Here is a 25,819-nt window from a genome sequence, read left to right as displayed (position 1 = left end):
CGAGGAGACCCCCATGTCCGAGATCCGAGTCCCGGTACTTATCGTCGGTGGTGGCGCATCCGGCCTCACCACATCAATCATGTTGTCCTCCTACGGCATTGACCACATTCTGGTGGAGCGGCACGAGAGCACATCCCTGCTGCCCAAAGCCCACTATCTCAACCAGCGGACCATGGAAATCCTCCGCCAATTCGGGGTCGCCGACGACATCTACGCGGTCGGAGCACCGATCGAGAAGATGGCGTCGGTGGTGTGGCAGACCAGCCTGACCGGCCCCGACCCATTGCAGGGCAGGACGTTCGCCAAGATGGACTGCTTCGGTGGTGGCGCACTCACCGAGCGCTACATGCGCGACAGCGCCTGCCTGTCGACCAACTACCCGCAGCTCAGGCTCGAACCCGTGCTGCGTCGCCATGCCGAAGAGCGCGCACCCGGCAAGGTCCTTTTCCACCATGAACTGACAGAGATGAGCCAAGACGAATCGGCGGTCACCGCCACGATCGTCAACCGGACCACCGGAGAGAGCTTCACGGTCATCGCTGATTATCTTGTCGGTGCCGATGGCGGCAAGACAGTCGGGCCCACGATCGGGGCAACCATGGTCGGCGCGTCCGACCTGCTCGACATTGTCACCACCCACCTCGAGGCCGATTTCTCCGAATGGTGGGACGACGACACCCTGATTGCCCACTTCATCAATCCCGAAGCCGGCTCGTACCCATCGGGCGGAAACATGGTGCAGATGGGGCCCACCTGGGGCCGGCATTCGGAGGAATGGGCATTCCACTTCGCCTTCCTGCCCACCGATGACTCCAACCTCGACGAAACCACCATCCTCGCCAAAATCCGAGAACTGCTCGGTGTCGGCGACCACCCCATCACCATCAAGCGCATCAGCCGCTGGTCGGTGCAGGGAACCATCGCCGATCGCTACGGCGACGGCCGAGTCTTCCTGGTCGGAGACGCCGCGCACCGGCATCCGCCCACCACCGGCCTGGGGCTCAACACCTGCGTGCAGGACGCACACAACCTCGCGTGGAAGCTGCAGGCCGTCCTCCGTGGCCACGCCGATGCAGCACTGCTCGACACCTACGCCGTCGAACGCCAACCGGTCGGTATCCGCATCGTCGACTGGGCGCTGTTCACCATGCAGAACCACTTCGTGGTCGACGCGGGCATGGGGCTGCTCCCCATCCCGGTGCCACCCGAGATGCACCGCGCCGTGTTCGATGTGTTCTTCTCTGAAACGCCGATGGGCGCCAGTCGCCGAGCGCGGTTCGACGAAGCCGTGCACACCCAACGCACCGAATTCCAGGCGCACGACCTCGAAATCGGCTACTTCTACCCGACCGGCGCTCTGGTCCCCGACGGCACACCGCCGCCGCCGTCGGACCCGATGGGCTCGATCTACTACCCGACCACCCGACCCGGACATCGGCTGCCGCACGCCTGGCTCGATTCACCTGACGGTCGCGTCTCCACCCACGACCTGGTCGGCCGCCACGGAGAGTTGCTGCTCATTACCGGCGCCGACGCCCAACACTGGTCAGCCGCGGCCGAGGCCGCCGCAGAGAAGTTCGGCGTCGCCATCAGCGTCGCCGCCGTCGGCGCCACCCACCATGACGGCGCCACCCACCATGACAACGAAGGGCAGTGGGAGGCACTCAAGGAAATCGCCTCCGACGGAGCCATTCTCGTTCGACCCGACAACCACGTCGCCTGGCGCAGCCTTGCGCAACCCACCGACGCCGCTGACGCGCTGATCACAGCGGTCGGCGCAGTGTTTCACCGATAACCAACCGCACACCCATCAAAGGAGATTGGAATGACCCGCAGACCGGTTGACCTCGAGCCCGTAGCACTGTTCGGCAGTGACCCGGAGGCAGTCAAGGAAATCGTCGCCATGGAAAAGGCGGTCGAAGCCAACTTCAACCACCAGTTCCTCACCGACCCCGATGCGCCGCTGGAGCACTACACCGACCAGTCCGACGTGAGCTTCATCGACATCCTGTCCCCCGGCCAGTACTACGGCGAGGACGTCCGACACTGGTTCAACTTCATCGGCCCGCAGTTCGTCGGTGAACTCGGACTGGTCAACATGCGTGTGTTCGCCAAGAACGACGTGGGTTTCGTCTACATGAACCAGACCTACGAAGGCACGCTCGACGACGGCAAGCACTTCTTCTGGATGATGCGCCAGACCGATGTCGTTGAGAAGATCGACGGCGTCTGGAAAATCCTGCACACTCACCTGTCGTTCGCCGCCGACCCGCGCGAAAAGCACCCCGACACGTGGACCGTGGACCGCGAGATGCCCATGCGGCCCCAACCCTGGACCCTCGTTCAGTCCTAAGAAATCTTCGGCCGCAGTCCCCCCGCACGGCCGAACGCAACGCCAACGCCGCCCCACTCTCCCTCCAGGTTCCCGGGGCGGCGTTGGCCGAGCAAACTCAACGCGGCCAGCACGCCGCAGTCATCCCAGACAGTCCGCGGTAGTTCATCACACCACGCAAACACACATCATCTCCCGGCCAGAATCCGCGCCCTATTACGAAGGCGCGCAAAGCAGCACTTTCGAGGATTCTCTTATTTCCCAATACATTTCACGACACAAACCCCCGAACATGACCCTTTCGCCCGAAGAACACAGTTGGGTTGAGTTTGCGCTTCGCTGGGCGGATTTCACAACCGGCGACGAGTTCATCATGCAGGAGTTCGGCCTGCAGCCCCACATGTTCTACTGCCGGCTACTGGGCTTACTCAAATCACGACCACCATCCACACTGACCGAGTCTCAGCGGGAACGCTTGATCGACTTATGTTTTCGGCGATCACAAGCATTCATCCCTCCCAGCCTCCCGGTCATTCACGTCCCAGCGCCTCGGCCCAGGCGCGTCCGCTGAATCACTGCAGCATCACCCTGACCGTGTTCACTCTGATCACGATCAACAATCGGCAGAACGCCAATTCGGACCACCACCCGACATAGATCGGGCGTTCTCTACTTCGCCTCATGGCACAGCCCTCCTCTGCGCCCCGACCGCGGACAGGCTCGCACCTCGTCGCTGGCATATTGCAGCGCCGGTGGTCGCGTTCACCCGCGAGCATCGGCATCATGGGCACTGCGACCCGGAAGACTTGCACCACAGCAGGTTTGGTAGTCGACGTTCGGCTTGGGTCGCCAGATCCGATGGGGCGACTCGGCCGGCGTCAGTAACAGCTGCGCCGCCGACAGCGACCGACCCGACAGCTGGCCACGCCCGGCACCAGCCACCGCGCATCAAGGGCCCAGAGCCCTCCGCACGGTCGGGGCGCGCGCACTTGCCTGCGTGTCAATTAACATCCAAAAATCGACTTTCAGTCATTGATTCATTGTCAACAAACAGTTAGAGTGTGATGCACGGCACGACCAAGAGCGCTGATGCGATCAAGCCCCCTCGGTCCGCAGTTGGTATGGCCCAACGGGATCTGCGGTGGCTTTCGACACCACCAACCGGATCCACGACCTGGGCGCTGACTGCGCGTCGAACGTGCTGCCACAAGCAACAGGAAGGCTCAGCATGACTCAGAACCTCGATGCAGACCTCGGCGAAGAGCTGGCCGGGTACAGCAGCTACACCTCCACACCGGAGAAGGCACTCACGCTCTTTGAGCGCGCTCGCGAATCAGGCTGCCCCATGGCGCGAAGCGAAGAGATGGGCGGCTTCTACCTGGCGCTCGACTACGACGACGTCAAGAAGCTCCACAGCGACTGGGAAACGTACTCCTACACACCGACTGTCGTTCTGCCGGTCGTTGACCGCCCGGGCTTTCCCCCGCTGGAATACGACCCGCCGCAGCACACGGCGTGGCGTGAGATCGTGTCCCAGGCTTTCAACGCCGAGACACCGGCGCTGGTGGAAGACGGTGTCCGAGAGGACATCAACCGACTCATCGATGAGTTCGCCGGCAAAGGTTCCTGCGACCTCGTGCACGACTTCTGCGAGGAGGTGCCGCTTTTCGCCCTGTGCCGCGTCATCGGGTTCGACCGCGACAAGCGCGCCACGGTACGTGAGATGACGCTGCGCGTCGTCGCCGACTTCGAGGACCCGGAGAAGGGCCCCAAGGCGTTCATGGACTTTGCCATGTTCGGCGCCGGCGAGGTTATGGCCCGGGCCGAAAACCCCAAGGACGACTTCCTGACGGAGCTGTCTCGTGCTGAGCTCAACGGTAAGCCGCTGGGCCCGCTGGAAATTGGGCAGATCATGAACTCATTCCTGATCGCCGGCCATGGCACCAGCGTGGCCGCGATGGCCAGCCTGCTCCACGAGGTGCTGTCACGTCCCGACCTTGTTCAGCGCCTGAAAGATCACCCGGAACTCATCCCGAGCGCCGTTGAAGAGACGCTTCGGCTGCGCACGCCGTTCTTCGGCTTGTACAAGCGCGCAACCCGGGATGTGGAGTTGGGCGGCGTGACCATTCCCCAGGACAGCTACATCCAGGCGTGCTGGGCGGCCGCAAACCGCGATCCCAAGGTCTACGACAACCCCGACGAGTTCGACGTGGACCGCAAATTCGGCAGGAAGAACCGGCACCTGACATTCGGCTTCGGCGTTCACGCCTGCCCGGGTGCCCCGACAGCGCGTATGGAGCTCCGCGTCGCCCTCGAGGAGCTGCTCAAGCGGCTGCCCGACATCACCCTCGACAATCCGGACGACGTCACCTACGAATTCCGCGGAACCGAGACTGCGGCGATCCCCTCGCTGCCGGCTACCTTCACCCCGAAACCCTGAAGGATTCCGCCAATGAAAGTGGCAGTCAACTACAAACGCTGTGAAGGTCACGCCGTCTGTGCAGCGATGGTGCCCAACGTCTTCGAGCTCGGCGACGACGACGAGCAGGTGCGCATCGTCAACGACAGTCCTGAACCGGATGACCAGGAACAGGTAGCCACCGCAGCCAAGCGGTGCCCGGTTGAAGCCATCACGGTGACCGAAGACTGATTCACCCGACGAGCGTAGGCACTGCCGCCCTACCGCCGTCACCGCCCTGGGGCACACGGATACGTTGCAGCTAGATGCACCTGCCCACGACGACCGCGTGCCCCAGGGTCCTTCAGCATCCGATCCGGCACCACCTCGCACTGACTACGACCCACCCTCGCACCTCCCTCGCCGCCGGATACCCCCGTTGCATTCGACCGACACACACCAGACAAGCCCAAATTGATGGCACCATCACCAGAAGCCAACGGCGACAACCAAGAATTTGTGCGCCGCTACCGGACCGCACGAGCAGAGCGAGTCCCGGTCGCCGGTCACGCATGCATGAATCGGCCGGACCAGGGCATGGCGATCGAACATGAACAACGACCGGTCCAAGACCGCGATGCCGACCTGGACAAACTGTTGGGAAGCAGCCGCGCATTCACCAGCCGAGAAGTCAGCGATGCGGTGGGCATACCGATGTACCGAGCCCGGAGATACTGGCGCGCGCTCGGTTTCGCCAATGTCTCCGACAGTGACGCGGGATTCACCGGCGCCGACATTGATGCCCTCTCGACACTGATCGATCTGGTGGAGGACAGGGCTCTCGATGAATCTCAAACCGTGGAAATGGCCAGGGCTTTGGGACGTGCAACAGCTCGCCTCTCCGTCACTCTCGCAGAAGAGTTGGTCAAGATTCTCGATTCTAGCGGCGCCAATGGTGCTGAACGCCGCTCCGTCGCAAGGCAAGTGGTCGATCGAGTATTGCCTGACATGGACAAACTTCTGCTCTACAGCTGGCGACGACACCTCGCCATCGCCGTCCAGCGGCTGCATCCTCATGTGAGCTCCGACGGGCCCACCAGCGCCACTGTAGGATTCGCGGACCTGGTGAGCTTTACTCGGCTCAGCCGGCAGCTGTCAGACCCCGACCTTGCCGCGCTGGTCGAGCGGTTCGAAAACCGCGTCGCAGACTTGGTCGCTTCCTATGGCGGACGGGTAATCAAATCCCTTGGTGACGAAGTGCTTTTCGTCGCCGATGACCCGGCTGTCGGCGCAGACATCGCCATCGAACTAATCGAGATCGTGCGCCGACGGCCGCGAGTACCGGGCGTGCGAATCGGGCTGGAGATGGGGCCGGTGATCAGTCATGCCGGCGACATCTTCGGTGACACCGTCAACCTCGCCAGCAGGCTGACCGCGGTCACCGAACCCAACAGCATCCTGATCGGACCCGAGTTAGCCAAGCAACTCGAGACCGGCTCCAACTACGAGCTGTCGCGGATGCCACCACTCAGTGTCCGCGGATACGGGGCGGTTCAACCTTCGACGCTGCGACGCTCTGCAGCCTCCGACCGCCCGGCATGGCGTGGCGATTCGGCGGGTCGATGGATCCCGACAGAACCGTTGGCGCCTTGGCCTGAGGACGAGACCGTCTAACTGAGATTCAGTGTTGCTCATGCTGTTTCAGCTAAACAGACCATCGCGCACAACACTGCGAAGTGTCACGCTAGTTGGGCGTGGCAACGGCCAATTCCGTTTGCGGTGAGGGCAAAAGTGTTCGCGCAAGCAAACTCACGGTGCTGGCGATCGCGCCGACCACCGTCAAGGCCGCCAAGTGCACCACCAGCATGGGCTGGCTATCAATCGAGTGGCGCACCGACAGGTAGAGGATGCCGGAACCGAACAGGCCACTGGCGAAGGCCATTGGCACCACCGGGATCAAGTACAGGTTGCGCCATCCCCCGAGCGCTGGGACCATTCGGTACACGAGTATGCCGCCGACGAGTGCGCTCATCGCGTTGGTGAAGGCCAGGAAGATCGGGTATCCGAAGACGACGAACGGTTGACGGTCCTGGTAATCGTAGACCCCCAGCACACTGATGTAGGTCAGTTCCGCGACGATAGCCATCACGACGATCGCTGCGTACATCTTCCACACTGTCCGCTTGGTTGGGGTTTTCGCGATCGTGCGCGCGATGAATACCGTTGCCCCGCCATAGAAAGACAGGTATGCCGCCGGAACCCAGACAGGTTGGTGACTGCCGAAGGTGGTGTACAAGTTCCACTGGCCCTGCTCGCGGAACCATAGGCCGTACAAGTGGTCGAACAGCGGCTCCATGAGACATGTTGCAGTCCCGCTGGCGAGGACAAACATCGGCCACCATTGCCGATTGCGGCGGCATACAACGATGGTCCATGCCAGCACGCTTACAGCCAGACCGAACGTCAGCAGCGTGGCGATCCACTGCCCTGTTGGTGATACCGGTGTGTCGAGACCTTTAGTGACGACGGGCGCCATGCTCACAGTGCGTATCTCCTCTTCAGTCGGCCGCGGGTCACTGACCGGGTAGCAGGTAACTGGGAAGGTCGGCGTGTGAGGTGCCGATCAGGCCCAGCCAGTTGAAAGGAAGGTGGTAACCGAAAACCAGGGTGAGCACACAGAATCCGAGAACGGCGAGATTGCGCACGTGGGGCTGCAGTGACGGTCGCCATCGCCGAACGCCTGTCTCGATGGGAGATTCGCCGAGCGGGCGCTCTTGGGCTTCAAGACGGGCCCAGGTGAAGACGCACCCGACAAGGGCCACCAGGATCGATTCATAGAGGGGAAACTGGTGGACGTGTCCAGGCCAAAGTGTCAGCGGTGCATAGGTTTTGGCGAACGCGTACGCATGAGTGGTGCGGATGACGACATTTTCGACGATGAAATCGAAGAGAAACTCGAACACGAAGATCGCCACGAAGAGCCTGAATTTGGTGATGGACGGCCACCGCCTGCGGATGCGGCCAGCCTCATAGCAGGCGACGATCGCGACGCCGGCACAGAAGTAGATGTACATCGGGGGACCCCAGATCAGCGACTCGGCGTAGCGCGACGGCGCGTCCGGGTTGTGGAACGGGAGAAAACGGACCCACACGCCACGGTTGACGTTGGCACTGTTCCAAGCGAAAAGGTACTGCTGCACGTTGAGGAAAGCATCCGCGACGAAGCACAGCAATCCCCCGAGGACGAACAGCCCATCGAGGCCTAACTTTCCTGTTGATCTGACCGGCTTGAACACGCAGAACCACAGAAATCCCGCCATGACAGCCAAACTGATCGCTTCAAAAATTCGGAGTCCGACCAACCGCCACGTTGGCATGACATCGGGTCCGATGCGGGGCGCCGGAACGAATGCTTCCGCACAGGTGACCCAGCGCCACACAACGATCACGCACAGGGCCACCCACACCAAACCAACCAAGGCCAGGAACGTCGCCGGCCCCTGGCGCCCCAGCGGTGGAGGAGTTTTCGGCACAGCAATGCCGCGATCTTCGTCCGCACCCTGAACCGATGAATAGCCGTGCATCATGACTCCATGGGTTACAAAGTAGATGATTTGTAATCGAATTACTTGATTTGACGTCAATACACATCAGATGTCAAGGGTTGGGGCGTACAGCGGCGGTACGCTGAACCGGTGGTGACCCAGCCATCGCGAGCCGTAATCCGCCAGCGCATCCTGCGCGAGGCACGAGACTTGTTTCAGGCCAACGGAATACGTGGCGTGACGATGACCGATGTCGCACGACAGGCCGGTTGCTCGCGCCAGCTGGTGTACAAGGTCTTCTTTGACCGACGCGAGCTGATCCTGGCCGCGGCGGTCGAACGGATCAGCGAGATTGCCGATGAAGCCACGGTCGCAGTACCCGCCAGCTCACTTGAGGACGCCTTCGTCGATCGCTCCGTGCGCATCATCGAGCAGTTGCGCAGCGATCCTGAGCTGGCGTCCCTGATCGGCGAGGGAAGCCCGGTGACCTTGCACACGGCCCTGTGGGCGCCCGAGTTAGTCGACCGCGCGATGCAGTTTTGGCGGCCGTGGTTGGAAACCGGTCGCGCTCGGGGCATGCTCCGTGCCGATCTCTCCGATGCGGACCTTGCCGACTGGTTGCACACCGTCTACGCGTCAATCGTGCTTCGACTCGATATTCCCGAAGAGCGTGAGCGCGCGATGATCCAACGGTTTGTGTTGACGTCGTTGGCGATGACAAACACGCCAGCATCCGAAACGGACTAGCAATCCGCAGTTAGATCCCTCGAAACCGGAATGACCGTGGCGCCTCGTCTTTGACAGGCGTGAGCAGCGATTCCACAGCGACTTCGGGATATTCGTCCAGGTCAGCCGCGATCGGATTATTCCGTTGCCTGCGCCGGTAGCTCGCCGGGCGGTACTGCGTCGCCGGTTAGCGTGATGGCGCCGGCGCGCAAGAGCGGCAGCACCGGTCGATCAAGGCCGAGGGACGCAGCGTTTTGCCTATGGCCGCGCGAAGATACGGGTAGATGGCCATGATCCCGACCTTCTCAGCGAAGGCACGAGCAGTCCTCTCCTCGATTTTGGCTGGGGTCCGAAACGTGAATACGGCTCCCGCATCCGCAAGGTACTGACCCCCGTGACCAGACGCAGATGCTCTGCAAGAACTTCAGCCTCGTTGTCGTCGCAGCGCGTTGGCACCTGCATACCAAATTCCTGCTCAGTAGCGTCGTCGACGCGCCGGCCCGAGTCCCGCAGCAACGTCACCATCCGCTCGGCGACGGCCAGGTAGTAGTCGACCATCGTGCGCTTGGTGCCCTTGCTCCCGAGCTGCGGGAAGTACACCTTATCGGGGTTGGTGAGCCGGACGGCGACACCGTCGACGTCGAGTTCTTCTGCGGCACTTGCCATCACGAGTTCTCCAGGACGTCGTACAGGTCGTAGTTCAGCGGCACGTCGAGCTGATCGAAGGTACAGCTCTGCGGGTCCCGGTCCGGACGCCAGCGCCGGAACTTCACGGTGTGCCGGAAGCGTCGACCCTGCACGCTGTTGCCCTCCATCTGGTCGTACGCCACTTCGCATACCCGCTCAGGACGGATCGGAATCCAGGTCTTGTCCGCGGCGGAATTCCAGCGGCTGGGTTCACCGTCCTGCGCGTCGCCGGTGCGCAGCGGTTCCAGTTCCGCCAGCAACGCGATGCGGTCCTTGACGGTGAAAGACGCTGCGCCACCGACCATGTGGAGATTGCCTTCGTCGGTGTAGAGCCCCAGGAGGATGGACCCGATGCCCTCACCACTCTTGTGGATGCGGTAACCGATCGCCACACAGTCCGCGTCCCGGGCGTGCTTGACCTTCACCATCTCCCGCTTGCCCGGCAGGTAGGCGCCGTCGAGGCGTTTGGCGACCACGCCGTCGAGTCCCGCGCCCTCGAATGTGGTCAGCCAGTGTGCGCCGAGTTCGGGGTCCTCGGTGGTCCGCGTGACGTGGCACCACTGCTTCTCGCTCACCAGGTCCTGCAAGGCGGCGCGGCGCACGCGGAACGGTTCGGCCAGCAGGATGCGGTCGCCGTCGGCCAGCGCGTCGAAGCCGATGAAGTGCGCCGGCGTCTGTTCCGCGAGCATCTGCACCCGGCTGGCCGCGGGATGGATGCGCTGGCTGAGTGATTCCCAGTCGAGCCGGATGCGGCCGTTGATCTCCCGCGGCACCACCACCTCGCCGTCGAGCACACAGCGCGGCGCGATCTCGTCCCGCAGCGCCGCAAGCAACTCCGGGAAGTACCTTCCCAGCTCTTTTCCGTTGCGCGACTGGAGCACCACTTCGTCGCCGTCGCGGAACACCAGGGCGCGGAACCCGTCCCATTTCGGCTCGTAGGACCACAGCCCGGCCTCGTCCGGCACCTTCACGGCGGCCTTGGCCAGCATCGGGTCTATCGGTGGCTGCACGGGTAAGTCCACACTCTCCATACTCACGTAGACCGGCGCGGGTGGGCAATCTCATCGCGCGGCGCGTTAGATTGCGGTCGTGTCCCAATCCCCCGCCGGCCGGTTCGCGCCGAGTCCGTCTGCCGATCTGCACATCGGCAACGTGCGGACCGCGGTGCTGGCGTGGTTGTTCGCGCGGTCGACGGGCCGGCGGTTCCTCGTCCGAGTCGAGGATCTGGACGACCGCACCTTCCCCGATGTGGCGCAGCGGCAATTGGACGACCTGGCGGCCGTCGGACTGACGTGGGACGAGCCGCCCGAATACCAGGCCACCCATGAGGGCCGGTATCTCGCCGTCGTCGATGACCTCACCGCGCGCGGCCTGACGTTCGAATGTTTCTGCAGCAGAAAGGACATCCTGCAGGCGCCGCGCGCTCCGCATGCGCCCGAAGGCGCGTACCCGGGCACCTGCCGGAACCTCAGCGACGACGACCGTGCCCAGCGCCGCGCGGCCGGACGACCGCCGGCCATCCGATTACGTTCGGACACACACGAATACACCGTCACCGACCTGCTGCACGGCACCTACACCGGCGTCGTCGACGACTTCGTGCTGCGCCGCGGCGACAACGTCCCGGCCTACAACCTGGCCGTCGTGGTGGACGACGCCGCCCAGGGCATCGACCAGGTGGTCCGCGGCGACGATCTGCTGCCGTCATCGCCGCGACAGGCGTATCTGGCTGCGCTGCTGGGCCATTCGCAGCCCGTCTACGCGCATGTTCCGTTGGTTCTCAACGCCGAGGGCAAGCGGCTGGCCAAACGCGATGGCGCGGTGACGGTTTCGGAGATCGGCGCGGAATCCGCGCTGGCACAGATCGCGACGTCGCTGGGCTACACCGCCACGACGCTCGACGGCATGCTGGCCGAGTTCGATCCGGCCCGGCTGCCGCGCGAGCCGTGGATCTTCACGGCTACCCGCCGAGAATGAGCTTGTGTGCCAATATCGAAGCGGATGTGACACATGAGCTCAGTTTCGGCCCGGGCCTACACCCGCCGCGGCACTCCGAAGACCTGGGCCAGCAAGAACCCGCGTACCGATGCCGGGATGTTCGTCATGAGCGCGGCCTGCAGCTTGGGTCCCAGCCCGACGATGTACCGCGGCCTGGGCCGCCGGGCGGTGAGCGCTTCCTCCACCACCGCAACGACTTTCGCCGGATCGACGGCCATCTTCTGCGACAGCGGCACCGTCTTCTTGAAGCCGGCGATATGCCGGCTGTACAGCGCGTGATGCGCGGGCGAGACTCCCGACTCCAGTTCGGCGACCATGTCGTCGGCCTTGCGCCACATGTCCGTATCGGTCTGCGCGGGCTCCACGACCACGACCGGAACACCCCACGGCCGCATCTCGATGCGCAGTGCTTCGGCACCGGCTTCCAGTGCGAACTTCGACGCCGCGTAGGCACCCACCATCGGTGTCGACAGCTGGCCGTTGACGCTGGAGATGAACACCACGCGGCCTCGGGACTCCCGCAACTTGGGCAGCACCGCCGCCGTCACGGCGAACTGACCGACCACGTTGACGTCCAACTGCTTCCGCCAGTCCGCGCGGGTCAGCGTCTCGACGGGACCGGCGACCACGATGCCGGCGTTGTTCACCACGGCGTCCAGCCGGTCCGGCAACGCCGCCGACAGGGCCGCGACATCATCGTCGGAGGTGACATCGAGGATCACCGCCGAAATCCGTTGCGGTGCCAGCGCCACGACCGCGGCAGCGTCGGCCTTGGTGCGGACTCCGGCGATGACATCCCACCCGGTGGCGGCGAGGTGCTGGGTGATGGCCAGCCCGATACCGCGGCCGGCACCGGTGACGAGAACTGAAGGCATGTTCGCGAGGGTAATGGCCGGGATCAGACGGTGACCGGCAGGGTGGCCAGGCCCCGCAGCGTCAGGTTGGGCTTGTAAACCGGTTCACCCGCCAACTGCGCGTTGGGGAATCGTGCCGCCAGCGCCGACAGCGCCACAGACGCCTCCAACCGGGCCAGCGGAGCGCCGAGACAGAAGTGCGGGCCCTTGCCGAAGGCCAGGTGCTTGATCACGCCGCGGTCCGGGTCGAATTCGCCGGGCCGGTCGTACATGCGCGGATCCCGTTGTGCGGCAGCCAGAAGCAGCATCATGATGTCGCCCTTGGGCACCGCCACGCCACCGATCTCGATGTCCTCGACGGCGACGCGGCTGGTCAGTTGCACCGGCGGATCGAACCGCAACGTCTCCTCGACGATCGTGGACGCCCGCGACGGATCGGCTGCCAGGGCCGCCCAGTGCCGCGGGTTGCGCAGCATCGCCAGCGCGGCGTTGGCGATGAGGTTCACCGTCGTCTCGTGCCCCGCGATCAGCAGCAGATTGCAGGTCGCCACGATCTCTTCGGAGGTCAGTTGGTCGCCGTCCTCCTCAGCAGCGATCAGCGCGGAGATCAGGTCCTCCCCCGGCGAGCTGCGCCGCTCCTCGATGAGCTCCCGCAGATACCCGCGCAGCCACAGCCCGGCCTCCATGAGGTCCGTGTTGTCCTCGGCCGGCTCGTCACCCGCTGCCACGAAGGGGTCCAGCCCACCTGCCAGCAGCGCCGACGCCCGGCTGAACAGCGGCTCGTCCGCCATCGGCACACCGAGCAGCCGGCAGATCACCGCCACCGGTAGCGGATAGGCCAGGTCGGCCACCACATCCATCGTGCCCGTCACGCCGTCGAGCAGCCCGTCGACCATGGTCACGATGTCGGCCTCGAGGGCCTTGATCACCTTGGGCGCGAACGCCTTCTGCGCCAGCCCGCGCAGCCGGGTGTGATCCGGCGGATCGAGGAACAGGAAGCCCGGCTCACCGAACGGGCGGGCCGGCCGCTGCCCTGCGGCGATCTGCTTCTGCGTCACCGTCGACTTCAACCGGTCGTTGGCCGATGCCGGGTGCCGCAGCACCTCGTCGCACTCAGCGAAACCGGGAAACACGACCAGGTTCGCGTCGGGCAGCGCCAGCGGCCCGACCTCGAGGAATCGTTCGTACAGCGGGTACGGGTCAGCCCGGTTGCCCGGATCCATCAACCCGAGAAGCAGCGTTTGCGGGTCGATCACTCCAGGTGCACCAGTCATACCGCCAATTGTGCACAGCCCGGGATCGTCGCAGGTGGCCAGCTATCGGGACCCGTAGTAGCGCCCCAGCACGTGGTCCCGCAGTTGGTCGAACTCACCGGCGATGATGGCGGCGCGGATCTGGTCGACGAGCCGGATGATGAAGCGCTCGTTGTGGATGGTGCCCAGCGTGGACGCCAGAATCTCCTTGGCCTTGAACAGATGATGCAGATACGCCCGCGTGTAGTTGGCGCACGTGTAGCAATCGCATTCGGCGTCAATGGGATTGAAGTCGCGCTTGAACCGGGCGTTGGTGATGTTGAAGCGGCCGGTCGCCGAGTACATCGCGGCGTTGCGGGCGACCCGCGACGGCGACACACAGTCGAAGGTGTCGGCGCCGGCCTCGATGGCGGCGAACAGATCATCGGGCTCACTGATGCCGAGCAGATGCCGCGGTTTGTCGGCGGGCAGTTCGTCGGTGACCCAGCCGACGATGGTCGCCAGGTTCTGCTTCTCGAGGGCGCCACCGATGCCGTAGCCGTCGAAGCCGTGCCCGTCCTCGTCGACGATGCCGACGAGCCCCTTGGTGGCCTGCCGGCGCAGGTCCTCGTACTGCGCGCCCTGCACCACCCCGAACAGCGCCTGCGCCGGTTTGCCCGCGCGTTCGATGCTGAGGCGGCGGTGTTCGGCCAGGCACCGCACCGCCCACCGGTGGGTCCGTTCCACCGAACGTTCTTGATAGGCACGGGTGTTCACCAGGGTCGTCAACTCGTCGAAGGCGAAGATGACGTCGGCGCCCAGCTGATGCTGAATGCCGATCGACACCTCGGGCGTGAACCGATGCTTGTCACCGTTGAGGTGCGAGCGGAACGTCACCCCGTCTTCGTCGACGTGGGCCAGCCGCTCTTTTCCTTCGGCAATGATGTCGTCGGCCTGCAACCGGGCCGTGTCCATGGCCAGCACCTTCTTGAAGCCCACCCCGAGCGACATCACCTGAAAGCCACCGCTGTCGGTGAACGTCGGCCCGGGCCAGTTCATGAAAGCACCGAGCCCGCCCGCCTCGTCCACCACATCAGGCCCCGGCTGCAGGTACAGGTGGTAGGCATTGGACAGAAGCGCCTGCGCCCCAAGTGATTTCATGGTCTCCGGCAGAACGCCCTTGACCGTCGCCGCGGTACCGACGGCGATGAACGCCGGGGTCTGGATGTCACCGTGCGGCGTGTGGATCACCCCGGCCCGGCCACGCCGGTCCGGCAGCTGCGCGGTGACTTCGAAGAACTGCTGACTCACCGGTGTATTCAATCAATTCCCCGACCCGACACCCGAATGCCGGCTAACTACGCGGAAACAAACAGGTCAGGACGGTTACAGGGATTTTCTGTGAATTTGGTGAAAGGCCCGTTGGCGAACCCCATAATGCACTGGATGACCCGCCGTCCGGACGGTTCGCACTAATTAGGAGCACAAGTTATGAAGCGTGGTTTGGTTGTCGCGGTCGCTGGTGCCGCGGTTCTGGCCGCCGGCCTGACCGGCTGTTCCAAGGACGACAAGAAGTCGTCCGGCTCGTCGGCCACCGCGTCGGCCTCGGCGTCGTCGGCTGCGGGTAACTCCACCGCAGGCTCCGGCACTGCGAAGGTCAGCATCGACGGCAAGGCCCAGGACGTTCAGGGCCAGATCGGCTGCACCACGGCGGCCGGCAACGTGGTCATCGCCATCGGCAACGCCTCGGGCGGCCTGGGCGTCACCCTGACCGACGCCGACCCGCCCGTCGTCAAGACCGTCGGCCTGGGCGCGGTCAACGGCGTGACGCTGGGCTACACCGACGGTGTCCCCGGCGGCGAGGCCAAGGCCACCAAGGACGGCAAGACCTACAAGGTCAGCGGCACCGCCACCGGCGTCGACATGGCCAACCCGATGGAGCCCACCAAGAAGCCCTTCGAGATCGAGGTGACCTGCCCCTAGCAGGTACTCACGACAGACACGGGTGGTGTTCCGGATTGCCGGAACACCACCCGTTCTGCGTTGCAGGAGAAGTTGCAAATTCCCACCTAAAGGCCTGGTCGCGGGAGTACCGTCCGGTTCACGCCTAGCCGGGGGAACGCCGATGTCAGTGCAGATGTGGCCAACCAGAAGTCCCGCCGTCCGCGGTGTGCCGCGCGTCTTCCTGTTGCTGGCGCTGTGCTGTGCACTGCTCGTGAGTCCGGCCACCAACATCACGTCGAGCTTCGTCGTCGGCCTGATGAACACCGTGATCGGCATCGGTGGCCGGGGCGATCCGACGTCGGCCAACATCCCGGCCAAGCTCAACCACACCGTCGTGCCGCCGGGCTACGCCTACCTGCCCATCAACTACCCGGCGTCGATCCAGCTGTCCGCGAGCACGACCGTCTCCGGGCCGAAGGTGTACGACGCCATCACTTCGCGGCCCGGCGAGCAGCTGATCGTCGCGGGCTATTCGGAAGGCAGTCTGGGCGCAGAGTGGGCCAAACGTCGGCTGCTGGCCAATGGCACCGGCCCCGCGCCGTCGCAGCTGTCGTTCGTGATGATCGGCTCGCCCTTTGCCGGCAACGGCGGCATCTTCGAGCGGTTCCCCGGCATGAATGTGCCCTTCATCGTCAACAATCAGGGCCCGTCCGCACCGTCGCCCTACGACACCACGTTCTATACGCGCGAGTACGACCCCTACGCCGACTTCCCGGCGTATTTCAATCCGCTGTCGTTGGCGAACAGCCTGCTCGGCGTGATGTACGCGCACCCCGACGCGTACTACGACTCGTACATCCCCGGCACCACGCCCGCCATCATCACCGTCGTGCCCGACAACGGCGCCGGCGGAACGGACACCTACGTGTTCATCAGGACTCCCGATCTGCCGCTGCTGGTGCCGCTGCGCATCGGCGCCGGTGCCATCGGATTGACACCGCTCGTCAAACCGCTGCTGGACGCTGTCGAGCCGCTGCTGCGGGTGCTGGTCGACATGGGCTACACCGATCGCGACAACCTGAATCCGGCCAAGAAGACGCCGTTCTCGTTGTTCACGCCGCTGTCGAAGATCGTCGAGACGCTGAACGCGATACCCGGTGCTCTGCAGGAAGGCGCCAACAATTTCGTCGACGACATCCGGGCCGAACTGCACCTGCCGCCCCTGGCGGCGACACCAGCGGCGACTCCGCCCGTCACTTCTCTGGATGTCTCCGCCAAGAAGACCGCGGCGCCGGTGGCGGCGATCGTCGAGGACAAGCCCGCGGCGAGCACGAAGGTCGACGACACCGACGCCAAGACCGACGTGAAAACCGACCCGAAGGCCGACGTCAAGACGGACCCGAAGACCGACGTCAAGAGCGAGCCGGCGCAATCGCCCGCCGCGACGCCGGCCACCGACACCGATCAGAAGTCGGCCGACGCCACCGAGCCAGAGACGAAATCGACCAAGCCCCAAGCAGATCCGGACACGCCACCGGCCAAGTCGACGAAGCCGAAGACCGATCCCGACGCACCGCCGGTGAAGGTCACCAAGCCGAAGAAAAAGAAGAACGCGCCCACCGCGGACGCCGACACCCCGAAAGATGCCCCGAAGACCGGGCCGAAGACGGGTGCCACGGCCGCAGCGAAGGACACCCCCAAGACCGAGCCCAGCCCAGCCGCGGCCTGAGCCGCCGTCAGGACGTCGGTTCGGGCCGCGTGATGCGCCAACCGAGTTCGGCCCGCGACCGGATCCCCAACTTCCGGTAAATCCGGGACAAGTGCACCTCCACCGTCTTGGCACTGACGAACAACTTCGCCGCCACCTCACGATTACTCATCCCCGACGCCACCAACTCGGCAATCCGACGCTCCGAAGCCGTCAGCACCGCACCCCGATCAGACCGCTCATCGATCCGACCCAACGCACGCCGCGCCTGCTCCGCCCACAACGGCGTACCCAACCCCTCGAACGCCGCCAACGCCTCCTGCAACGTCACCACCGCCACCGCCCGCCGACGCTGACGACGCTGCAACTGCCCCAACACCAACACCGTGCGCGCCCGCTCAAACGGCATCGACAACCCGTCATGCTCGACCAACGCACACTCAGCGACCGCAACCGCCTCATCCACACGGCCCAGCGCACCCAAAACCAGAGCCCGGCACCGCCCACCGACCGCCAACATCCACCGGCGACCCAACCGCCGACCATTGGCCTCCAAAGCCACCACCAACGACTCGGCCTCAACCAATCGACCCAAACCCACCAACGCCTCCACCGCATCAGGCACCCACTCGGCGACGTAAATCTCCGTCGCCTCGCGCCGCTGCGCGAAGGTCGACAACAGCGGCTCGAGCGCGGCCAGCGCGGCGTCGTAGTTGCCCAGCGAGAGGTCCAGGAAGCCGAGGGCCATGATCGCCCATCCGGTCAAGATGAAGCACTCGGACAGAGGCACGGTGGCAAGGACATCGCGGACTGCGTCACGCGCGGTGTCCTCCCTCCCCGTACATGCGGCGCACCGCGCTCGCATGACCAAGGCCGCGGTGTGGTGGAAGCCGCCCAGATGCACAGCGCGTTCCATGGCGTCGTCTGCCAGCAGCGTGGCGGCGGCAAGGTCCCCGCGCCAGATCTCGTTGTGTACGGCGTTGATTGCGACGAAGTTCTGGTCGGTCTCCACTCCGCCGTCGATGCACTGCTGCCTGATGGCGCGGAACTCGGCGCGTGCCGCATCGAGTTTCCCGGTGCACGACCACAAGGTGGCCCTGTGCATGCGGGGCAGGAAGAATGCCGACGTGGCCGTGTCTCCGTCGTCCAATTCGATTGCCCGCTGCAGACTTTCCTCGTCGACGCCCTCGCCCAGCCAGAATCGCACCAGGGTCCGCATGCTCAGCGCCTGACTCAACAACGCGGGCTGCCCGAGCCGGGTTGCACAATCGGTGGCTTCGTCGATTCGGCGTGCCGCGAGCGCGTGCTGGTCGATGTTGTAGAGCGCAAACGACATCGGCACCAAGATCTGCACCTGCGCCGCCAGATCGGCTGCGGCCTCATCGAGAGCACACTCGAGCAATCGGGCTGCCCCGCTGTGACTTCGATCGACGATCTCGATGGCGCCGAGCAAGCTGAACGCTTGCGCCCGAACCGGTCCCGGGACATCTTCTCCCACCGTCCGATTGAGCAGCGCTCGGGCGCGGTCGGCGTCGCCGGCGTTGTAGTGGTGGTTCGCCTGGCGGATCCGGCGCTCGGGGGTGTCGCCGCCGAGTCCGGCTGCCAGATCGAGCAATTCGGCCGCGGCGGCCGGGGCTCCCCGGATGAGCGCTCTCTCCGCGGCGATGTCCAGGGCCTGCAGCGTGTGCGGATCGCCCCGCGTGACCGAGAGCGCGAGATGACGGGCGTGCAGCTCCGGATCGTCGATGGCCGCAGCCAGCCGGCGATGCGTCGCGCGCCGTTGCGCCGGGGTCGCGGCAGCATAGACGCCGGCCGCCAACAGCGGGTGCGTGAAGCGAATCCGCTGCCCCTCGATCCCGACGATCCCATTGGCCTCGGCATCCTCCAACAGCGCCACGACGCCGTCCGCCGGCGAATCCGTCACGCGGGCAACAAGTTCCACCGAAGGGGTGGCAGCACACGCCACCACCAACAACGCCTCGCGCGCGTCAGCGCCGACGCTGCCGATCCTGTCCTGGACCAACTCGGCGAGCGAGCCCGGCCATGACATCTCGCCTGTCGACGCCGGAGTACCGATCGTGCGGGCCAGTTCGAGCGCATAGAACGGGTTGCCACCGGAAATCTCGTGAATCCGGACCATGGTGGGCCGGGGCAGACTCAGCCCCAGCCGCTCGGCGAGCAGACCGTGCAATTTCCCAAGGCTCAAGGGCGACAACTGGATCCGGGTGATCGCGTCCGCTCTCGGCAGCTGCAGCCATGACACGGCGGCACCGTGTAGAGGTTCGGTGCGGACCGTACCGACCACGGCGACCCGGCCCACCAGTCGCCGCGCGGCGAAAGCCACCACCTGCCGGCTCGAGGTGTCCAGCCATTGCAGATCGTCGATCGCGATGATCACCGGCGACTCATCAGCCAGCCGCTCGATCACCGACAGGAAGCCGGCCGCCACCGCCCGCGGATCCGTCGCCTCATCATCGTCACCCGCCCCGCGCAACAACACCCGGTCCATCGCGATCCGCTGCGGGGCAGGCAAATCCGTCAACACGGCGGCATCGACGGCGCCCAACAGATCGGCAAGTGCGGCGTAGGCCAACACCGACTCCGCCGCAGCCGTACGCGCCGACAACACCCGGACACCCGAGGTGCGTGCCTGATCGATCACCGACAACCACAGCGTCGTCTTCCCGATGCCGGCCTCACCCTCCAGGAGCAAGGCGGCGGGCCACCGTGACGGGGCCAGGAACTCGCCGATCACTCGCGGCTCGTCCAGGCGATTTCCCAGCACACCGCGATTATGCGCTGTGAAATTCCTTGGGGATACCCCTACGGAAACTATGCGTCAGCCCGGAAACTCGATGTCTTTCGCCACACTGAGACGCTGCGCGGGAAACCCGGCCCGGTCACATGTCCGGGTGACGATGTCCGCGGAGTCGGCCACGAAAATCCCGAAAGCCACCTCGTCGTTGGGCACCGAAATCACGGTTGCGACGCGTACCGATGCCTCGGTGGTGGACAGTGACAGGGCTGCCGCAGCAAGCGTCGCGGCCGCTTCAGCAAGCATCGGCCCGATGAAACTCGGGTGGTACCACTCGACGAGATAGCACGGCTCCACCGGAAGCATGAACGCAACGTATGACATGGACCGCGCGAGCGAAATAAGGGTTCTCCCTAACCCTGCCGCTAGCACTTCATCGGGGTTCGAGAGTGCGCACAGATCGCGATCCCCCGCTAATCGCGATCTGTCCGCACGCTCGGCGCCGCCGAGCCACTCTCAGCGATCACCCAGCCAACACTTTACATACCATTGGTCTTGAATTACGATTTCCGCAGCACCTGTCCATTCATGGGGGGATCACGTCGCGAAAGGCGCCAGACGTGACCGCAACACATCTCAGGGAGCGTCGGCCGTGGTCACGGTCGAGGACTTCTCACGCGTAGTCTCCTCGATCTACGATTCCGCGGTCCAGCCAGAGCGATGGACCGCGACAATGGCCCAACTCCACACCATGTTCGAGGCAACCGGTGGGGCTGCCCTGGTATTGGCCGATGGCGTGAGCCGCGCACCCCAGAGCGTCACCATCCCGACCGACGCCCTGGCCGAGTACGCCGAGTACTACCGTCACATCGACTACCTCCTCGAGGCCGTCGAGAACGGGCCCGTCGGGTATGTGCACAGCTGCCAGGAACTCGCCGAGCTGCAGCCGCAGGCAGAGTTCCTCATGGACTGGATGCGGCCGCACCGACTCGACGACGGGCTGTTCGTCCGCCTGACCGATGGACCGCAGCCTGCCACCTGGCTCGTCGCCACCGAGAAACGTTCCGACCCGTTCGACACCCCGGACCGCGTCCACCTCACAGAGGCACTGGTCCCCCACTTCCAGCGCGCATTGCGCATCCAGCACGACCTCAGCGCGGCCACCCATCAAATCCGGAACATCTCGTCGGCGATGGACAACGTCACGCGCATCGGGATGGCCGTCGTGGACTGCACGTTGTCGGTGCGATACCTGAACACCGCGGCCGAGAACATCGTCCGCCGGCACGACGGATTGACCATCCGGGAAGGCTCGTTCGAGTTCGCGCACCCGCCCGCCGACGCAGCGCTGCGCCACGGCATCAACGCCGCACTCGGGCAGACCGGATCGGTGGTGCGGGGCGGCACCTCGCTGTTGTGCCCGCGCCCATCGGGCCTGCGCCCGTACGTGATTCACGTGCTGCCGTTCCAGCACGTGACGGCTCCGCTCGCCGAATCGCGGGCGCTGGTGCTCATCCTCGATCCCGAGCGACACCCGGAACCGGACACCGAGATGCTGCGCCGCCTGTACGGGTTGACGACGGCCGAAGCGGCAGTGGCCATCAGGCTGATACAGGGCGACGGCATCAAGCCCATCGCCGAGAGCATGTGCCTGTCTGCCGGCACTGTCCGAACCCACGTGCAACACATCTTCGACAAGACGGGCACCCACCGCCAGGCCGAGCTCGTGCGCACGCTGCTCGCCATATCCCTGTAGTGCGCCAAGGAAATACGCCAATCGACTGATTGCACCGGCGGGCCCGATGCCGGAGCCTTTTTCCAAGGAACAAGGAGGCCTCATGGGCAACGACACCACCGGACCTGGAATCCAGCGCTGCGACGTCTGCATCGTCGGGGCCGGAATCGCCGGTCTGAACGCCCTTTTCACCACCTCCCAGTACCTGTCGCCGGGTCAGCGGGTGATCCTGCTGGACCGTCGGCACCGACCGGGCGGCATGTGGGTCGACACCTACGACTACGTGCGCCTGCACCAGCCACACCCGTTCTTCACCGTCGGGAACATCGGGTGGACACTGGGCGCCGAACCGTCGCACCTGGCCACCAAACACGAAGTGCTGGCGCACTTCGACCATTGCCTCGACGTGCTGCGCCGGCGCATCGCGGTGGACGAATATTACGGCTGGACAATGCAATCCGATGCCGAGGCCGACGGCGTGGTCCGCATCCAATGTGCTTCCGACGACGGCCGGAGCATGGTCATCGAAGCCAAGCATCTGATCAAGGCCACCGCAGCCGACGTCGAACCGAACGACCCGCTGCCGGTGTCCAGCACCAGCGTCCACTCGGTGTCACCGAACTACTGCGACATGCGCGGCGGTGACATCGACGCCAGCGGCGCGCCGGTGTGGGTGATCGGCAGCGGCAAGACCGCGATGGACACCGCGTACGCACTGATCACCCGTCACCCCGGACGCGAGGTGAATCTGCTGGCCGGTTCGGGAACCTACTTCGCGCACCGCGACCGCCTGTTCCCGACCGGCGGCAAGCGATGGTGGGGTGGACTGACGTTCAATGCCTTGGTCGACGACCTGACGCGGCTGTTCGACGGCACCAACGAAGAAGAAGTGGCCCGCCGCTGGCGGGAACGCTGCGGGGTGTGGGTGACGCCCGAGACCGGCAATTTCCTGCTCGGGTTGTTGTCGACGGCGGAGCGCGACGCCATCGCCGCCGGTCTGGCCGACATTGTCATGGACCATTTCGTGGATGCCGTCGATCGCGACGGGCGGACCGAACTGCAGTTGCGCAGCGGCGCCGTCCGGGAGATCGATCCGGACAGCTGGATCGTCAACTGCACCGGGTACCTGCTGAAGCGTTCGGGGCCGTACGAGCCCTACGCGTCGCCCAGCGGCCGGGTGCTGTCATTGAACAGCAGGGCGGCGACACTGCATCTGACGACGTTCATGGGCTACTTCCTGCCCCATCTGATGTTCACCGGCCAACTCACCGAGGTGCCGCTCTACGAGCTCGACATGATCGACCTGCGGCGCAAGTGCAACGCGGTGTTCCCCCACACCTTGATGACGCTGGCGCTGCACAATCTCAGCCTCTTGACGGATGCTTTGCCCGCCAAGGTTTTTCAGGACTGCGGGCTGGACTTCGCGAAGTGGTATCCGATGCCACGTCAGCTCGTCGGGACGGCCCAGTTCCTGGCAACCCACCGCCGTCGGCGTCCGCACCTGCAGCGCACCCTGGATACCGTCGCGCGGCGGTTCGACGTCCACTGCGCCCCGCTCGAGAGGAACAGCGCACGCCTACTCAGCCAGTGACAGCTCCGGCGGCGGGACCCGCAGACCGCGGGTGAGGACCAGTAGGTACACCACGCCGATCGCCATCCAGATCACCCCGAGAGTCAGTGCCGCACTGCCGAGTTGGGTGAGCAGGTAGACGTCGACGATCGCGCCGATCAACGGAATCGCCACGTACGTCAAGGGATTCAGTCGCTTCTCGTGGCGATGCCGGACAAAGTAGCCGATCACCGACAGGTTCACGAGCGTGAAGGCGGTGAAGGCGCCGAAGTTGATGAACGACGTCGACGTCGCGACGCTGAGGAACACCGCCCCCAGGCCGATCAGCCCGCACAGCACGATGTTGAAGACGGGCGTGAAGAACCGGGGCGACAGCTTGCCGAAGAACTTCTTGGGCAACACCGAGTCTCGGCCCATCGCGTACAGCAGCCGGGACACGCTGGCCTGCGCGGCCAGGCCCGAGGTGAACTGGCCGATGATCAGACCGGTCACGAAGAACGCGGCGAACAGCGCCCCGCCGATGGTCCGGGCGGTGTCGGCGGCGAGCGAATCGGCATTCGTGAACGTGCCGCCAGGCTGGACGAGCGTCAGGACGTAGGCGACCGCGACGAAGACCACGCCGCCGATGAGCGCGACGAGCATGATGGCGCGCGGGATGTTGCGCTGCGGATTCTTGGTGTCCTCGGTGAGCGTGCTGACGGCGTCGAACCCGAGGAACGAGTACGCCGCGATGGCCGCGCCCGCGGCGATCGCGGAGAAACCGCCGGTGCCGCTGAACGGTGTGCCGGACAGCAGCGAGCCGGCGCCGTGGTGAGAGACCATGTGGGCCACCGCGAAACCGACGAACAGGGCGATCACCAGGAACTGCAGGGCCATCAGGACCAGATTGGCCTTGTCGGCCACCTTGAGTCCGAGGATGTTCAGCGCGGTCGTCAGAACGATGAAGAGCACGATCCACACCCACGCCGGTACCGACGGGAATTCACCGGTCAGGTACGCGGCGCCGATCAACCAGATGACCAGCGGCAGGAACAGGTAGTCGAGCAGGATCGTCCAGCCGACCAGGAACCCGAGCCGCGAATCCAGCGCCTTGCGGACGTAGGTGTACGACGAGCCCGCGACCGGATAGTGCACCGACATCTTCGCGTAGCTCGCGGCGGTGAACAGCATGGCCACGGTGGCCAGCAGATAGGAACCCGCGCTGGCGCCCGCGGACGCCTCGGCGATCACGCCGAAGATGCCCAGGACGATGATCGGCGCCATGTAGGCGAGGCCGAACAGCGTCACGCCACCCAGGCCGAGGGTGGCGTTGAGGTGGCCGGCCTCGTCGGTCTGCTGCGCGGTTTCGGTCATGAGCGTCCTTCGGGGTTGACGGTCTGCGGCTGCCACCGCTGTTGCACGAGCTGGCCGCCGTAGACGGGCAGTTCGATGGGGTCGTCATCGGCGTGCAGCTGTTCCCACACCCGGTTGACCCCGGCGGTGCCATGGGTCCGCACCGCCGTCACCCGGTCGAGGTCGATCGTCAGATACGTGACCTCCGGCTCGGCGTGGGCTGCCTCAGCAAGTACCTCACCCTCGGGTCCGACGTAGATGCTCTGCCCGCGCCCGAGTGGCCCGGCGGCGTTGACGCTGAGGTAGTAGATCTGGTTCGTGATCGCGTTGGCGCGGGCCAGGACGAGTTCCTGCGCGCGGTCGTCGGACGTCGTCTTGACGATGTTGAACACGACCTCCGCGCCGAGCCACGCGATCTGCCGGGTCGCCTCGGGGAACCAGCTGTCGTAACAGATGTTGACGCCCATTCGGCCGACACCGGGTACATCGAAGGTCGTGAAACCGGCGCCGGACGCCCACGGTTCGTGCGGGCGCCACGGGAACACCTTGCGGTACGACGAGACCAGACGACCGTCGGGGTCGAAGACGAGAGCGGTGTTGTAGACCCGGCCGTCGTCGCCGCGCTCGGCGATCGAACCGGGCACCAGCCAGACGCCGGCGTCGGCGGCCACGGCGCCGAGCCGCTGCGCGAGCGGTCCGGTGAGCGGCTCGGCAACCGCGTCGAAATAGGCCGCAGGGTCGTCGGCGCCGTCGCTCGCGCCGAGCAGGTGAATCTCGGGGAAGACCACCATCTGGGTGTCCGGGTGCTCAGCGCGGATCGCCGCGAGCTCCGCAGTCAGTTCGGCCACCGGGTCGTCGCCCTGCAGTGGGCTGGCCTGGACGAGGGCAACCCGCCAATGTCTGCTCATCTCACCTCACCGTCGGCGGTCACGGCCCTAGTGTGCGCCGGGACACAGTTCAACGCTCGGACAATCTGGGGATTTTGCGTGTGCCCATTCGACAT

Annotated in this window: 21 protein-coding genes and 1 pseudogene; 11 read left to right on the top strand and 11 right to left on the bottom strand. The window is 65.1% G+C overall.

Going from position 1 to position 25,819, the window contains the following annotated elements; genetic code table 11:
- The first annotated feature begins 13 nt into the window (after nucleotides 1–13).
- The 5 genes from ACJH6J_RS18485 (at nucleotide 14) to ACJH6J_RS18465 (ending at nucleotide 6,404) form a co-directional block, all read left to right on the top strand.
- On the top strand, nucleotides 14–1,795 hold the full coding sequence (locus ACJH6J_RS18485; RefSeq protein ID WP_406804341.1) for an FAD-dependent monooxygenase: 1,782 nt from the start codon (nucleotides 14–16) through the stop codon (nucleotides 1,793–1,795).
- A gap of 30 nt (nucleotides 1,796–1,825) precedes the next feature.
- A complete protein-coding gene (locus ACJH6J_RS18480) occupies nucleotides 1,826–2,353 on the top strand; it encodes a YybH family protein (RefSeq protein WP_406804340.1) in 528 nt (175 codons plus the stop codon).
- 1,120 nt (nucleotides 2,354–3,473) lie between these two features.
- Nucleotides 3,474–4,772 carry a cytochrome P450 gene (locus ACJH6J_RS18475; RefSeq protein ID WP_406804339.1) on the top strand — a complete coding sequence of 433 codons (1,299 nt, stop codon included), beginning with the start codon at nucleotides 3,474–3,476 and terminating at the stop codon, nucleotides 4,770–4,772.
- A 12-nt stretch (nucleotides 4,773–4,784) separates the two neighbouring features.
- Nucleotides 4,785–4,982: a ferredoxin gene (locus tag ACJH6J_RS18470; protein WP_406804338.1), complete on the top strand. Its 198-nt coding sequence runs from the start codon at nucleotides 4,785–4,787 to the stop codon at nucleotides 4,980–4,982.
- Between the two features lie 345 nt (nucleotides 4,983–5,327).
- Nucleotides 5,328–6,404, top strand: a complete 1,077-nt coding sequence (locus ACJH6J_RS18465; RefSeq protein WP_406804337.1) for an adenylate/guanylate cyclase domain-containing protein — start codon at nucleotides 5,328–5,330, stop codon at nucleotides 6,402–6,404.
- A 70-nt stretch (nucleotides 6,405–6,474) separates the two neighbouring features.
- Here the strand turns inward: ACJH6J_RS18465 and ACJH6J_RS18460 are convergent, their stop codons facing one another.
- Nucleotides 6,475–7,266: a hypothetical protein gene (locus ACJH6J_RS18460; RefSeq protein WP_406804349.1), complete on the bottom strand. Its 792-nt coding sequence runs from the start codon at nucleotides 7,264–7,266 to the stop codon at nucleotides 6,475–6,477.
- 37 nt (nucleotides 7,267–7,303) lie between these two features.
- Entirely contained in the window at nucleotides 7,304–8,317 is a 1,014-nt protein-coding gene (locus ACJH6J_RS18455) for a spirocyclase AveC family protein (protein WP_406804336.1), read from the bottom strand.
- A 108-nt stretch (nucleotides 8,318–8,425) separates the two neighbouring features.
- On the opposite strand from ACJH6J_RS18455, the gene ACJH6J_RS18450 reads away from it, so the two are divergent.
- Complete coding sequence (locus ACJH6J_RS18450) at nucleotides 8,426–9,022, top strand: TetR/AcrR family transcriptional regulator (protein ID WP_406804335.1); 597 nt, start codon at nucleotides 8,426–8,428, stop codon at nucleotides 9,020–9,022.
- A 483-nt stretch (nucleotides 9,023–9,505) separates the two neighbouring features.
- Here the strand turns inward: ACJH6J_RS18450 and ACJH6J_RS18445 are convergent.
- Both ACJH6J_RS18445 and ACJH6J_RS18440 read right to left on the bottom strand, forming a co-directional pair.
- Nucleotides 9,506–9,667 (bottom strand): annotated as a pseudogene (locus tag ACJH6J_RS18445) (ATP-dependent DNA ligase); the annotation flags it as partial.
- Nucleotides 9,667–10,719 carry an ATP-dependent DNA ligase gene (locus tag ACJH6J_RS18440; RefSeq protein WP_212814531.1) on the bottom strand — a complete coding sequence of 351 codons (1,053 nt, stop codon included), beginning with the start codon at nucleotides 10,717–10,719 and terminating at the stop codon, nucleotides 9,667–9,669. The pseudogene ACJH6J_RS18445 and the gene ACJH6J_RS18440, both read right to left, overlap by 1 nt.
- Nucleotides 10,720–10,777: 58 nt before the next feature.
- Here ACJH6J_RS18440 and gluQRS point away from each other — a divergent pair, with 58 nt between their 5' ends.
- On the top strand, nucleotides 10,778–11,665 hold the full coding sequence (gluQRS, locus tag ACJH6J_RS18435; protein WP_406804334.1) for a tRNA glutamyl-Q(34) synthetase GluQRS: 888 nt from the start codon (nucleotides 10,778–10,780) through the stop codon (nucleotides 11,663–11,665).
- Between the two features lie 56 nt (nucleotides 11,666–11,721).
- Here gluQRS and ACJH6J_RS18430 read toward each other — a convergent pair whose 3' ends face one another.
- Genes ACJH6J_RS18430 through tgt form a run of 3 tightly spaced genes read right to left on the bottom strand, consistent with a single transcriptional unit; the run spans nucleotide 11,722 to nucleotide 15,083 of the window.
- Nucleotides 11,722–12,561, bottom strand: a complete 840-nt coding sequence (locus ACJH6J_RS18430) for an SDR family NAD(P)-dependent oxidoreductase (RefSeq protein ID WP_406804333.1) — start codon at nucleotides 12,559–12,561, stop codon at nucleotides 11,722–11,724.
- 23 nt (nucleotides 12,562–12,584) lie between these two features.
- Complete coding sequence (locus tag ACJH6J_RS18425; RefSeq protein ID WP_406804332.1) at nucleotides 12,585–13,814, bottom strand: cytochrome P450; 1,230 nt, start codon at nucleotides 13,812–13,814, stop codon at nucleotides 12,585–12,587.
- A 42-nt stretch (nucleotides 13,815–13,856) separates the two neighbouring features.
- Complete coding sequence (gene tgt / locus ACJH6J_RS18420; protein ID WP_406804331.1) at nucleotides 13,857–15,083, bottom strand: tRNA guanosine(34) transglycosylase Tgt; 1,227 nt, start codon at nucleotides 15,081–15,083, stop codon at nucleotides 13,857–13,859.
- Nucleotides 15,084–15,263: 180 nt separating this feature from the next.
- On the opposite strand from tgt, the gene ACJH6J_RS18415 reads away from it, so the two are divergent.
- Nucleotides 15,264–15,755 (top strand): lipoprotein LpqH, encoded by a 492-nt coding sequence (locus ACJH6J_RS18415; protein ID WP_212807411.1) that lies wholly within the window; start codon nucleotides 15,264–15,266, stop codon nucleotides 15,753–15,755.
- Between the two features lie 142 nt (nucleotides 15,756–15,897).
- Nucleotides 15,898–17,445: a PE-PPE domain-containing protein gene (locus ACJH6J_RS18410; protein WP_406804330.1), complete on the top strand. Its 1,548-nt coding sequence runs from the start codon at nucleotides 15,898–15,900 to the stop codon at nucleotides 17,443–17,445.
- A gap of 7 nt (nucleotides 17,446–17,452) precedes the next feature.
- Here ACJH6J_RS18410 and ACJH6J_RS18405 read toward each other — a convergent pair whose 3' ends face one another.
- Together ACJH6J_RS18405 and ACJH6J_RS18400 are read right to left on the bottom strand one after the other, a co-directional pair.
- Entirely contained in the window at nucleotides 17,453–20,209 is a 2,757-nt protein-coding gene (locus ACJH6J_RS18405; RefSeq protein WP_406804329.1) for a LuxR C-terminal-related transcriptional regulator, read from the bottom strand.
- Nucleotides 20,210–20,263: 54 nt separating this feature from the next.
- Entirely contained in the window at nucleotides 20,264–20,545 is a 282-nt protein-coding gene (locus ACJH6J_RS18400; protein WP_212807413.1) for a hypothetical protein, read from the bottom strand.
- A gap of 367 nt (nucleotides 20,546–20,912) precedes the next feature.
- On the opposite strand from ACJH6J_RS18400, the gene ACJH6J_RS18395 reads away from it, so the two are divergent.
- Together ACJH6J_RS18395 and ACJH6J_RS18390 are read left to right on the top strand one after the other, a co-directional pair.
- The gene (locus tag ACJH6J_RS18395) at nucleotides 20,913–21,935 is read left to right on the top strand and encodes a helix-turn-helix transcriptional regulator (RefSeq protein WP_212807414.1); all 1,023 of its coding nucleotides are present in this window, start codon (nucleotides 20,913–20,915) and stop codon (nucleotides 21,933–21,935) included.
- Between the two features lie 82 nt (nucleotides 21,936–22,017).
- Nucleotides 22,018–23,505 (top strand): FAD-dependent oxidoreductase, encoded by a 1,488-nt coding sequence (locus ACJH6J_RS18390; RefSeq protein WP_212807415.1) that lies wholly within the window; start codon nucleotides 22,018–22,020, stop codon nucleotides 23,503–23,505.
- Here ACJH6J_RS18390 and ACJH6J_RS18385 read toward each other — a convergent pair.
- Both ACJH6J_RS18385 and ACJH6J_RS18380 read right to left on the bottom strand, forming a co-directional pair.
- Nucleotides 23,491–24,837: an APC family permease gene (locus ACJH6J_RS18385; protein WP_212807416.1), complete on the bottom strand. Its 1,347-nt coding sequence runs from the start codon at nucleotides 24,835–24,837 to the stop codon at nucleotides 23,491–23,493. The genes ACJH6J_RS18390 and ACJH6J_RS18385 overlap by 15 nt on opposite strands.
- Nucleotides 24,834–25,724 carry a carbon-nitrogen hydrolase family protein gene (locus tag ACJH6J_RS18380; protein ID WP_212807417.1) on the bottom strand — a complete coding sequence of 297 codons (891 nt, stop codon included), beginning with the start codon at nucleotides 25,722–25,724 and terminating at the stop codon, nucleotides 24,834–24,836. Before ACJH6J_RS18380 ends, ACJH6J_RS18385 begins: the two co-directional genes overlap by 4 nt.
- Between the last annotated feature and the right edge of the window lie 95 nt (nucleotides 25,725–25,819).

The organism is Mycobacterium sp. SMC-18 (assembly GCF_045310895.1).
GTDB lineage: Bacteria > Actinomycetota > Actinomycetes > Mycobacteriales > Mycobacteriaceae > Mycobacterium.
This window is presented reverse-complemented; position numbering and strand designations above follow the sequence as displayed.

Excerpts from the sequence above, each read along its gene's own strand:
- ACJH6J_RS18455 (WP_406804336.1), bottom strand. The coding sequence starts at position 8,317 with ATGATGCACGGCTATTCATCGGTTCAGGGTGCGGACGAAGATCGCGGC.
- ACJH6J_RS18470 (WP_406804338.1), top strand. The coding sequence starts at position 4,785 with ATGAAAGTGGCAGTCAACTACAAACGCTGTGAAGGTCACGCCGTCTGT.
- ACJH6J_RS18380 (WP_212807417.1), bottom strand. The coding sequence starts at position 25,724 with ATGAGCAGACATTGGCGGGTTGCCCTCGTCCAGGCCAGCCCACTGCAG.
- ACJH6J_RS18430 (WP_406804333.1), bottom strand. The coding sequence starts at position 12,561 with ATGCCTTCAGTTCTCGTCACCGGTGCCGGCCGCGGTATCGGGCTGGCC.
- ACJH6J_RS18385 (WP_212807416.1), bottom strand. The coding sequence starts at position 24,837 with ATGACCGAAACCGCGCAGCAGACCGACGAGGCCGGCCACCTCAACGCC.
- ACJH6J_RS18415 (WP_212807411.1), top strand. The coding sequence starts at position 15,264 with ATGAAGCGTGGTTTGGTTGTCGCGGTCGCTGGTGCCGCGGTTCTGGCC.
- ACJH6J_RS18395 (WP_212807414.1), top strand. The coding sequence starts at position 20,913 with ATGGCCCAACTCCACACCATGTTCGAGGCAACCGGTGGGGCTGCCCTG.
- ACJH6J_RS18465 (WP_406804337.1), top strand. The coding sequence starts at position 5,328 with ATGGCGATCGAACATGAACAACGACCGGTCCAAGACCGCGATGCCGAC.
- ACJH6J_RS18485 (WP_406804341.1), top strand. The coding sequence starts at position 14 with ATGTCCGAGATCCGAGTCCCGGTACTTATCGTCGGTGGTGGCGCATCC.
- ACJH6J_RS18425 (WP_406804332.1), bottom strand. The coding sequence starts at position 13,814 with ATGACTGGTGCACCTGGAGTGATCGACCCGCAAACGCTGCTTCTCGGG.
- ACJH6J_RS18440 (WP_212814531.1), bottom strand. The coding sequence starts at position 10,719 with ATGGAGAGTGTGGACTTACCCGTGCAGCCACCGATAGACCCGATGCTG.
- ACJH6J_RS18410 (WP_406804330.1), top strand. The coding sequence starts at position 15,898 with ATGTCAGTGCAGATGTGGCCAACCAGAAGTCCCGCCGTCCGCGGTGTG.
- ACJH6J_RS18460 (WP_406804349.1), bottom strand. The coding sequence starts at position 7,266 with ATGGCGCCCGTCGTCACTAAAGGTCTCGACACACCGGTATCACCAACA.
- ACJH6J_RS18480 (WP_406804340.1), top strand. The coding sequence starts at position 1,826 with ATGACCCGCAGACCGGTTGACCTCGAGCCCGTAGCACTGTTCGGCAGT.
- ACJH6J_RS18400 (WP_212807413.1), bottom strand. The coding sequence starts at position 20,545 with ATGCTTCCGGTGGAGCCGTGCTATCTCGTCGAGTGGTACCACCCGAGT.
- ACJH6J_RS18390 (WP_212807415.1), top strand. The coding sequence starts at position 22,018 with ATGGGCAACGACACCACCGGACCTGGAATCCAGCGCTGCGACGTCTGC.